Raw genomic sequence first — 6,724 nt, 5'->3', positions numbered from 1 at the left:
GGGGCGTTCTCTAGCGGTTCGGGGGGGGCGGGGGGGGGGGGGGGGGGCGGGGGGGGGGGGGGTGGGGGCGGGGGGGGCGGGGGCGGCGCCCCCCCCCCCCCCCGCGGCCCGCGAAGCGGGCCGCCTTGATCCAGTAAAGAAACTTTGAACAGCTCCGCTGCCGCTCTCCCGTTGCCTCTGTCGCGAAGCGCCCTTCCGCTGCCCTCGTCCAGCCGCAGGCATCCCGCTTGCCCACTCTTGTGGCGATTTATGCGGGTTCGTTCGGCGAATTGCTGAAATCTATCCACAGGCGAGCGGCTACATGATGCCTGCATGTGCGCTGACCGGGTGCAACGCGAGACGGCCATCCATGTGACGTGGGTCACGATGGATGAATTTGGGGTGCTTCATGGCGATTCGAATTGCGCAAAAGCGGCGAATGGGTGGTGTCTGCTCCAGGTGCTACATGTGTGCCCGACAGGAATCCGGGGCGGACTGTCACACGGGCTCGCCGTGCGGCACCTGTAGCAGGTGAAGGGGGTGCAGTGCGCGGCGGTATCACGGATCTCCGTCCTGCCCAAGCTGCGCTTTCTCCGGAGGGTTATGAGTGGCCGGCGGAGTGGCCGGCGGAGTCGAGTGGAAGGCGCGGGCGCGAAATGGCGGCGGAGGATAACACGGAAACGCCGGTTAGCCCAACCGCCGATTCTCCGGAACATGGAGCGCACATCGGACAGCCGTCCCGGGGTGAGGGCGCAGTGGTAAGTCCAGGCGTCGTGGTCCGGGCGGGGTATCCGGCGGCCCTGGTGTGCTTGGTGGAGGAGGGGCGAAGTGTGTCACTGGATGACGCTGGAGGGTCGTTGCGTGCCACTGGATGACGAAGTGGAAATGTCCGCGGTTGCCCTGTGTAGTAACAGCCGACGGAAGGCGCTCGAATCCACGGGCGTTCGGTGGGTGAACGAGGGAGGCGCGGGCGAGGTGAGCGGCAGTTGGAGAAGCGTTCCACCTGGCGGTCGACGGAAGCGGATTGTCTCCCACAGGGAGAGCGCTGAAAGACCGTCTTCCCCGGAGACGGGGCCCGCCGTTTCAGGCTCAAATCGCGATGTGCAAGATGTGCCCCTCAGCTGCCGCTGCCCAGACCTCCGGTGGCTTACCACGGGCCTTACCAAGGTGACCGTGTCCCTGTCGTTACCGAAGGGGTCGGTCTTGGTAAGCGAGGCGGTAAGGGCAGTTGGGCTAATGGGGTGGACGGCGAATGACGCGCGAGACGGGGAAGTGCACGATGATCGATGCGCATGAAGCGGCAGTGATCGAAGAGGCCCTGACGGGTGTGTGCAGTCGGCTTGCCGACCTGTACGAGCTGCTGGAAGAGGTGCGGGAGTCTACTTCTCCGGCTGACGCTGACCGAGCTGCATGATCAGCTTCTCCAGGCGGTTCATCTGGCTGTGGATTTCGAGGATTCCACGCGCAAGGGTGTTGAACTCGTCGCTGTGCAAGGGGCCGGGGGTGAGCGGGTTCTCTTCCTCAGCCGCGGCTTCGGAAGGTGACGGGTGGCCTTGCTGATCGCCCTGGCGCTCGGCGTCGGGGGCCTGCTTGGCCTCGTCCTGGTGCTCGGCCTCGGCGGAGGAGCGTACGAAGCTGCCGCGCCCCTGGACGCTGTAGATCAGCCCTTCGTGCTTGAGCGTCCGCAGCGCGTTTTGCACGGTGGAGCTGGCGATGCCGTACTTCGCCTGTAGCTCCCGGGCGGACGGCAGTTTTTCTCCGGGCTTGAGGACGCCGGCCTGGATCTGACGTCGCAGGACCTCGGCGGCCTGGACGTATGGCGGCCTTGGATCGTCTTCGAGTGGCAGTTGCATGCCCGCAGGATACGGCGACTCTTCCTTATGCGATACGCGCGCGTCAGCCACATCAATCATCTGTATCGACTGTATCGAGTGGCATTCGCGTGTCCGCAGGATACGGACTCTTCCTTGTGCGCTGCGCACTCACCCCTTGTGCAGCACGCACGCACCCCTTGTGCGCTGCGCACTCGCCCTTGTGCAGCGTGCACACGTCAGCCGCATTCGGGCTTCGTGGCGACCGTGCCGGTGTGCGGGTGTTGCGCCTGTATCGCACAGTGTGGTTATGTGATGTCGCGGCGCCGCACAGGGCGGCACCGGACGAAAGGAAGAAGCCATGGCTATACCGACCATCCGCGTTGGCCTGACGGCCGCGACCCGCACGATGGCGGGCACGTCGGCGGTGCCGAAGTACTCCGACAAGGAGAACGGCATCATCGCGACCGACCGTGAGACGGGGGAAAAGCTCTACACGGTGATGATCTTCCTGATGGAGGAGGACCGGGCGGAGACGCTGAAGGTCACCGTTCCGGCGAACGGCCTGCCCAACGGTCTCAAGCCGGGAATGCCGGTCAAGACCGTGGACCTGGTGGCCCGGCCCTGGGCGAACCTCTTCAACGGGCAGATCAGCTCCGGCGTTGCCTACCGCGTATCCGCCCTGGAGCTGGACTCGGGCGAGTGAGGGCCTTCGTACCGGGCGGGGACCGGACTCATCTGCTCCCCGCCCCTCCCCCCAGCTTCTGTGTGAACGCATGCCCGGTGGGCGGCAAGAAAGGTGACACCCCGTGAAGGTGGAAGAGATATACGGGTACGCCCCGCTCGTATCCGTGGCGGTTCTGGCGGTCTTCGCGGTCATCGCGTCCGTGTGGGTGGGCCGCTACATCGCGGCGGACCGCGAAACGCGAAAGAGCATCCGGCAGGCGGTGCGTGTGCGGATGGGCTGGAAGCGCCTGGCGCAGATGGCCGGGCTGTGCGTGACCGACAAGATGCCCACCGCGCTGGCGTCCCTGGCCACCTCGGACGCGAGTAAGCCGCCGAAGCCGCGGGTGCTCACTCCGCGGTTGAAGGTGAAGCCGGACCGCTTCGGGGTCGTGGTGCGGGCGAACTGTCTGCCCAAGGTCGGTCTGGAGGAGTTCCAGAAGGCCGCGCGGTTCCTCGCGGATGCCTGGCGGTGCGTGCGGGTCTCGGCCCTGCCGGACGGGCCGGGGCAGGTCATCATCCGTGGCGTGCGGCTCGATCCGCTGACCACACCGACCAGCCACGTACCCACTGGCAAGGCGCCGAAGGAACTCGCCACCTGGAACCTGGGCGTCGATGAGTACGCCCAGCCGGTGACGGTGGCGCTCGGCAACGTGCCGGGAGTGACGGTGGCCGGTCTTCCCGGCTACGGCAAGACCTCCCTGATCAACCGGTTCATCTGCGACTGCGCCCCCGCGCCCGAGATCCAGTTCGCTGTGGCAGACGGCAAGGTGACCGCTGCCCACGAAGGGGACTACGCGGACGTTACGGGCCGCCTGTTCGCCTTTGTCGGTGACGACCTGGAAGAGGCGAACGCCCTGTTCAAGCGCCTCGTCAAGCTGCGCCGCGATCGGTCGGCCAGCATCAAGGAAGTCTTGGGCGTGAAGAACATGTGGGATGTCGGGCCCTCGGAGTCGTGGCCGCTGGTGGTGCTGATCATCGATGAGGCCCACACCTACTTCCGCGACTACAAGGGAAATGACCCGGTCACGAAGAAGTTGGCCGCCCTGGCGGCGGAGAATGCCCGGCTGGTGGAGGAACTGGTGAAGAAGGGCCGCAACGTCGGCATGGCCGTCTTCCTTGCCACGCAGAAGAGCACGGGTGATGCGCTGCCCACCTTCATCCGGGACGTGTGCCCGGTGGGCCTGTCCTTCGCGCAGAAGACCACCGAAGCCTCCGTGGCGGCGCTCGGCGACGACATCCGCAACTGGCCGGACGCCAACCCGGTCAATCTCCAGGACCCCACGTACGTCGGCGTCGCCTCGATGTCCTTGCAGGGCCGCCCCGGCTTCACCCGCATCCGCACGCCCTACGTGGACGATGAGCACGCCGCAGAGAGCGCTGCCGCTACCGCCCATCTCACCCGCGACCCCGCCGAACTCCTCGACCGCTTGGCCGGGTCCTACCTCCGCAGCAACCGCATCGACCTGCACAAGGACGACGACGCCTCCTGACCAACGCCCCTTTCCCTACGGCTACTTGAGAGGAGGTGAACCCTCATGTCTGAGGACCGGATCACTCAGCGCACCGTGACCGTGGTCATGTGCGTCATCGCGGCTCTGGCGTTCGTCTTCTCCTTCGGCAACGTCTGGGCCCTCGCCCTGCGCCTGGGCGTCCCCCGCCCGGTCGCGCCCCTGATCGCCCCCATGGTTGACCTGTCGGTGGTCGGCCTCCTGGTAGCCCTGCGCTACCTGTACCTGCGTGGCGTCCCAACCCAGCAGATGAAACCGGCCCTGCGGCTGATGCACCTGTCGGGAGTGTTGACCCTGGCCCTCAACATCGCCGAACCCCTCGCCGCCCACCACTGGGGCCGCGCCGCACTCGATGCGGTCGCCCCTCTGCTCCTCCTCGGCTGGGGCGTCGTCGGCCCGCAACTCCTGCGCCACTTCCACACCGTGACCAACCCGGCACCGGCTCCCGCCGACACCGCCCCGGCACCTGTCCCGGCCCCCATGCCGGCCTCCGCTCCGGAAGCCGACACGGCTGTGGCGCCCGAACCCGAGCCCTGCCCGGCCCCGGTCCCCGCCTCTGCTCCGGCGCCCACGGCGCCAGCACAGGAAACGGCGACTCCCGTCGCTGCTCCGGCCTCGGTGCCCGCTCCGCTGCTGGAGGAAGCGCGCAAGATCGCCGCATCCCACCAGGCCGAGCACGACGCCCCCATCACGGCCGCCCAGCTCAAGACCCGCCTCGGCGTCGGTCTCCCGCTGGCCACCGCCGCACACCAGGCCCTGGCCGCCTGACCTTCCGCCGACTTCTCCGGCGCCTTCCCCGCCTGCCCTACCGGGCTCGCTCCGCCATGCCCTGAGCAGCACCCGCACACCGCCCGGTGCTGCTCGGGGCCCTCCCCAACGGAAGGACTCCCCCTATGGCCCGCATGCTCGACCTGCACCACATCAAGAGCCTCGCCGTGCGGGACCTCGTCGAACTGGCCCAGCTCGGCAACTTCGACCGCGTCACCGAACAGGTCCACCGCGTCGCCGGATGCACCCGCCCCGTCAACCTCATCGGCCACACCGCCACCCTCGACGCCGCGACCCGCACCGTGTTGCGCTCCTGCACCACCGCGGACGAACCCACCGGCCGCCTCCTGACCACCTGCGGCAACCGCCGCGCCTCCCGCTGCCCCGCCTGCTCCCGCGTCTACGCCGCCGATACCTACCACCTGATCAAGGCCGGACTCTCCGGCGGCAAGACCGTCCCCGAAACCGTCCGCACCCACCCCCGCGTCTTCGCCACCCTCACCGCCCCCTCCTTCGGAGCCGTCCACAACATCCGCACCGACAAGCCCCGCTGTGCCTGTGGGGCTCAACACGCCTCGGATGCGCCCGAGTTGGGGACACCTCTCAATCCGGCCACCTACGACTACACCGGCGCCATCCTCTGGAACGCCCACGCAGGCGCCCTCTGGGCACGCTTCACCACCTACCTGCGCCGCGCCCTGGCCGCCCACCTCGGCATCACGCAGAAAGCGCTGAACTCCGTGCTGCGCATCTCCTTCGCCAAGGTCGCCGAGTACCAAAAACGCGGCCTGGTCCACTTCCACGCCGTCATCCGCCTCGACGGCCCCGAAGGCAGCGACCAGCCCCCGCCCCGCTGGGCCACCATCGATGCCCTCAAGACCGCCATCAAGGACGCGGCCGAAGATGCCGTTCTCACGGTGACCTCCGACCACACCGGCGACCGCGAAATCCGCTGGGGCAAACGCCTCGACGTCCGCGAGATCACCGCACTCGGCGACGGCGAAATCACCGACAAGGCTGTTGCCGGATACGTCGCCAAGTACGCCACCAAGAGCGCCGAAGACTCCGGCACCGTCGACCGCTCCCTGATCTGTGCCCCCTGCGGCGGACGTGGCTACCTGCGCGGCCTCGGTGACCGCCCGGAACTGTGCCACGACTGCGACGGCAGCGGGCAGGCCGAACCCCTCCAGGATCTCCGCGTCCAGCGTCACGTCCGCCAGATGATCCGCACCGCCTGGGCCCTCGGCCACCTCCCCGAGTTCGCGGAGCTCAAGCTCTGGAAGTGGGCCCACATGCTCGGCTTCCGCGGCCACTTCTCCACCAAATCCCGCGCCTACTCGACCACCCTCGGCGCGCTTCGCGACGTACGCCGCGCCTGGCGTCTGGAGCAGGCCCGTGCTCATGCCGGCCTCGACGCCCCGGACGAGAACACCACCCTCGTCACCGAATCCTCCTGGGCCTACCTGACCTCCGGCTACCGCCCTGGCGAAGAACTCCTCGCCGCTCAGACCCGGCATGAGATTCACCAGGCCAAACAGGCGGCCGAACGCGTCAAGACGGAAGGAGAGCTGTGGCAATGACCACCACGAAGGACTCTCACGATCGTCGACCGACGACGCACGACGACGGTGCCGCCCGCGAGGACGAATGGATGAAACGGCACCTGGCCCGCGCGCCCGAACGCGACGAGGAATGGGTACGCCGAGCCCTTCTCTTGCAGGGCAGGCGGTGAGACGAGAGAACTCCGGTCGCCTCTTCGGGTTCCGAAACGTCAGGCTGAGAGCCCTGGCCGCGCTACTGGACTGGCCAGCTGGCCAACAACGTGGCAGTGGCCCCCCCAATAGCGGGTTTGGGGGGGACAGCGGTGAAAAAGAACAAAAATTGTGTTGGGGGCCCCCCGGCGCCGGTGGGGGCCCCGTGGGGGGATGGGAG

Annotated in this window: 6 protein-coding genes; 5 read left to right on the top strand and 1 reads right to left on the bottom strand. The window is 67.8% G+C overall.

Going from position 1 to position 6,724, the window contains the following annotated elements; genetic code table 11:
• Positions 1-1,358: 1,358 nt before the first annotated feature.
• The gene (locus ACFWWQ_RS23030; protein WP_384599145.1) at positions 1,359-1,832 is read right to left on the bottom strand and encodes a GntR family transcriptional regulator; all 474 of its coding nucleotides are present in this window, start codon (positions 1,830-1,832) and stop codon (positions 1,359-1,361) included.
• 319 nt (positions 1,833-2,151) lie between these two features.
• On the opposite strand from ACFWWQ_RS23030, the gene ACFWWQ_RS23025 reads away from it, so the two are divergent.
• The 5 genes from ACFWWQ_RS23025 (at position 2,152) to ACFWWQ_RS23005 (ending at position 6,524) form a co-directional block, all read left to right on the top strand.
• Complete coding sequence (locus ACFWWQ_RS23025; RefSeq protein WP_384599142.1) at positions 2,152-2,496, top strand: hypothetical protein; 345 nt, start codon at positions 2,152-2,154, stop codon at positions 2,494-2,496.
• 103 nt (positions 2,497-2,599) lie between these two features.
• Positions 2,600-4,006 (top strand): FtsK/SpoIIIE domain-containing protein, encoded by a 1,407-nt coding sequence (locus ACFWWQ_RS23020; RefSeq protein WP_384599139.1) that lies wholly within the window; start codon positions 2,600-2,602, stop codon positions 4,004-4,006.
• Between the two features lie 45 nt (positions 4,007-4,051).
• Positions 4,052-4,792 (top strand): DUF2637 domain-containing protein, encoded by a 741-nt coding sequence (locus ACFWWQ_RS23015; RefSeq protein WP_384599136.1) that lies wholly within the window; start codon positions 4,052-4,054, stop codon positions 4,790-4,792.
• Between the two features lie 125 nt (positions 4,793-4,917).
• Positions 4,918-6,372: a replication initiator gene (locus tag ACFWWQ_RS23010; protein ID WP_384599134.1), complete on the top strand. Its 1,455-nt coding sequence runs from the start codon at positions 4,918-4,920 to the stop codon at positions 6,370-6,372.
• Positions 6,369-6,524 carry a hypothetical protein gene (locus ACFWWQ_RS23005; RefSeq protein WP_384599131.1) on the top strand — a complete coding sequence of 52 codons (156 nt, stop codon included), beginning with the start codon at positions 6,369-6,371 and terminating at the stop codon, positions 6,522-6,524. Before ACFWWQ_RS23010 ends, ACFWWQ_RS23005 begins: the two co-directional genes overlap by 4 nt.
• The last annotated feature ends 200 nt before the right edge of the window (positions 6,525-6,724 follow it).

Source organism: Streptomyces sp. NPDC059080, assembly GCF_042739975.1.
In the GTDB taxonomy this organism is placed as follows: domain Bacteria; phylum Actinomycetota; class Actinomycetes; order Streptomycetales; family Streptomycetaceae; genus Streptomyces; species Streptomyces benahoarensis.
Note: the sequence above shows the minus strand (reverse complement) of the source record. Positions and strands in the feature narration are given on the sequence as shown.

Bases quoted from the DNA above. Each gene is read 5' to 3' on its own strand.
- ACFWWQ_RS23005 (WP_384599131.1), top strand. From the start codon at position 6,369: ATGACCACCACGAAGGACTCTCACGATCGTCGACCGACGACGCACGAC.
- ACFWWQ_RS23015 (WP_384599136.1), top strand. From the start codon at position 4,052: ATGTCTGAGGACCGGATCACTCAGCGCACCGTGACCGTGGTCATGTGC.
- ACFWWQ_RS23030 (WP_384599145.1), bottom strand. From the start codon at position 1,832: ATGCAACTGCCACTCGAAGACGATCCAAGGCCGCCATACGTCCAGGCC.
- ACFWWQ_RS23025 (WP_384599142.1), top strand. From the start codon at position 2,152: ATGGCTATACCGACCATCCGCGTTGGCCTGACGGCCGCGACCCGCACG.
- ACFWWQ_RS23010 (WP_384599134.1), top strand. From the start codon at position 4,918: ATGGCCCGCATGCTCGACCTGCACCACATCAAGAGCCTCGCCGTGCGG.